Consider the following 2,420-nt stretch of genomic DNA (forward strand, 5'->3'; position numbering starts at 1 on the left):
ATCGGGTAAGTCAAGGGCATTGCTGCCCCCTTCTCCCCTAAGAACCGTACGTGAGAGTTTCCCCTCATACGGCTCAAGCAACTCAATATTTCTATTTGTTGTTAGAAATCGGCTCATACTTTCAACATTTTCGTTTATTTCGCTTGTAGCAGTTGTTGTGGACAAGTTGCCGTACAATCGAACCACCAACAGATATTTCGTTGACGTTCCATGCTTTTGTACAGTCTATTTCCTTGCCACATAACGGACAAATCCGGTTCTGCTTGTTCCATAAATATAAGAGAGACTTACGTCCTTTGAGAGATTCCAGCATTTGTTGCTCCTTACGCTGAGAGAAATAATCATCGTATTCCGGGTCAAAAGGATTTGCCTCTCCCTTGACTTGCTTGTACGGAGTATAATGTATATCCGACAATCTTTTAAGGGTCAGGTAGTTCACTTTCATACTTTTCGTTTCATATTTCCACGCAAACGTCCATTTGCGTCCCCGAATTTCATGCCAATACCTGTCTGCGACCCAAGACTTGCGTTTCTTAGGGTGACGACGTAAGGCCCATTTCTTCGTGAGATTATAAATGTGGTAGTCGCAACCATGAAAAGCATCGGTCGATGCACCATATCGGTAATAGTTACCCCATCCTGTGATTACAGGATTGAGCATTCGTATCAGCGATTCCTGCTTACACATCTTATGTCCTTTGACTATGTCACTGATTTTTGCCCTAAAGCGTTTCTGTGCGTCTTTGGACGGAGATGTGTATAGCTTTTTGCCGAACTTCCTTACATTGAAACCCAAGAAATCAAATCCGTCATATATGTTCGTAATAGTAGTTTTCTCTTCGGATAAGGTAAGACCTCTTTCTTTGAGAAATTCTATCACTATTGGTTTGACTTCGTTTTCCAATAGTTCCTTATCTCGGCCTGTGATTATAAAGTCGTCAGCATAGCGAATAAGATTTACCTTGTAATGGAATGTCTTGTTGTTACGCCATAGTCTTTTGAATCTTTTAGCCAAGAGCGGCTGAAGCCCGTCAAGTACCATGTTTGCAAGTGTCGGTGATATGATACCTCCTTGTGGCGTACCCTCTTCTGTCGGGAATAGTTTTCCGTTGAACACAGCTCCACATTTCAACCATTTTCTGAGTATTGTCTTATCCATAGGGATATTCTCAATGAGCCAGTCGTGGCTGATGTGGTCGAAACAGCCTTTTATATCTCCCTCCAAAATCCATTCGGGAGAATGTTGGCGGTTTAAAACCGTATCAATCTGACGGATTGCGTCCATTGTCCTGCGCTTCTTTCGGAAGCCGTAGGAGAAACGGTCGCCTGTCGTTTCGGCTATCGGTTCCAATGCCATGAGATATAAAGCCTGCATCGCCCTGTCTTTCATGGTCGGTATTCCCAACGGTCGGAGTTTACCGTTCTTTTTCTTGATGTGAACCCTACGGAGTGGCTGCGGATTGTAGCCACGGCGTTTCAGTTCACTGATTGCTTTGTACTTGCGCTTGGGAGAGTCCCAAAGCTGTTTATCTACTCCAGACGTTTTCTTCCCTTTGTTGGAAGTAACCCTCTTTACAGCCAATGCCTTGGCGTAAAAAGAGTGAGTGAGCATCCATTGCAAGGCTTTCACCTTGTTATGTCTGCCTTCTTTCTGAGCCTTTACAATACGCGCTTGAAGCTTTCGGACATAGGCTTCGCACTTGGACCAGTTCATACCGTCCCAAGTCAGATTCCTGTTGTCAGCAGGCGCACACGATGTCTTAGTTTCGTTCATTTGCTTTCCTCCTTTTGAAAGTTCTAAAAGTTATCTTGTAAAGAGTTACCATATACGGAAGTCTGCCCACTTTCGTGTCGGATGATGTTATCCACAATCAGCCCGTGATGTCGATTCAATCCGTATCCTCCCCATTACAGGGAGGCGTTCGCTTTCTCCGTTATCTCATACCTGCACCCCTTTCGGCTTGCCTTGCGGTTCGCTTACTCGCGTTGTTACGAGAGAGATACAGGCTTGCCCTGTTCCACGTAATTGACAAAAGGATAGTTTAGGTTCTGTCAAGTCCACCGGCAGTGCCATGTCCGTGTAACCCCAACATGGGCAGGGGTTATCCGACTGCTTACCTTTTGGTGAGAGCTAAAGTATCTTCCGCTCCTTCAAACCTCACGATGGCTAAAGACAGTTCACTTATGTTAACCATGCTATCCAGCCTCGCCACTCGGCAGTATGATACTAACCGCCCTTGACGTTCCCTCACGGTTCAGTCTTGTCCTTTCGGAGAGTGTACTTTGTCCTATAAGCTTGGCACAACCCATCACTGGAGATGCACCTTATAGTAGGCTACCGCTGACGGAACAGCGGGTTAAATCATGCAACTAATATCACTGTTTAACAATCAATTACGCGACTTTACAGGTCACACCCA

At 45.2% G+C, this 2,420-nt stretch carries 1 protein-coding gene and 1 pseudogene; both read right to left on the reverse strand.

Annotated features, from left to right (window positions below; genetic code table 11):
* A pseudogene (locus DXD65_RS21440) lies at nucleotides 1-138 on the reverse strand (conjugal transfer protein TraG); the annotation flags it as partial.
* The gene (gene ltrA / locus DXD65_RS20795) at nucleotides 122-1,774 is read right to left on the reverse strand and encodes a group II intron reverse transcriptase/maturase (protein ID WP_005647985.1); all 1,653 of its coding nucleotides are present in this window, start codon (nucleotides 1,772-1,774) and stop codon (nucleotides 122-124) included. The gene ltrA and the pseudogene DXD65_RS21440, both read right to left, overlap by 17 nt.
* Between the last annotated feature and the right edge of the window lie 646 nt (nucleotides 1,775-2,420).

This window comes from Bacteroides sp. 4_1_36 (assembly GCF_003466325.1).
Taxonomy (GTDB): domain Bacteria; phylum Bacteroidota; class Bacteroidia; order Bacteroidales; family Bacteroidaceae; genus Bacteroides; species Bacteroides uniformis.

Excerpts from the sequence above, each read along its gene's own strand:
- ltrA (WP_005647985.1), bottom strand. The coding sequence starts at position 1,774 with ATGAACGAAACTAAGACATCGTGTGCGCCTGCTGACAACAGGAATCTG.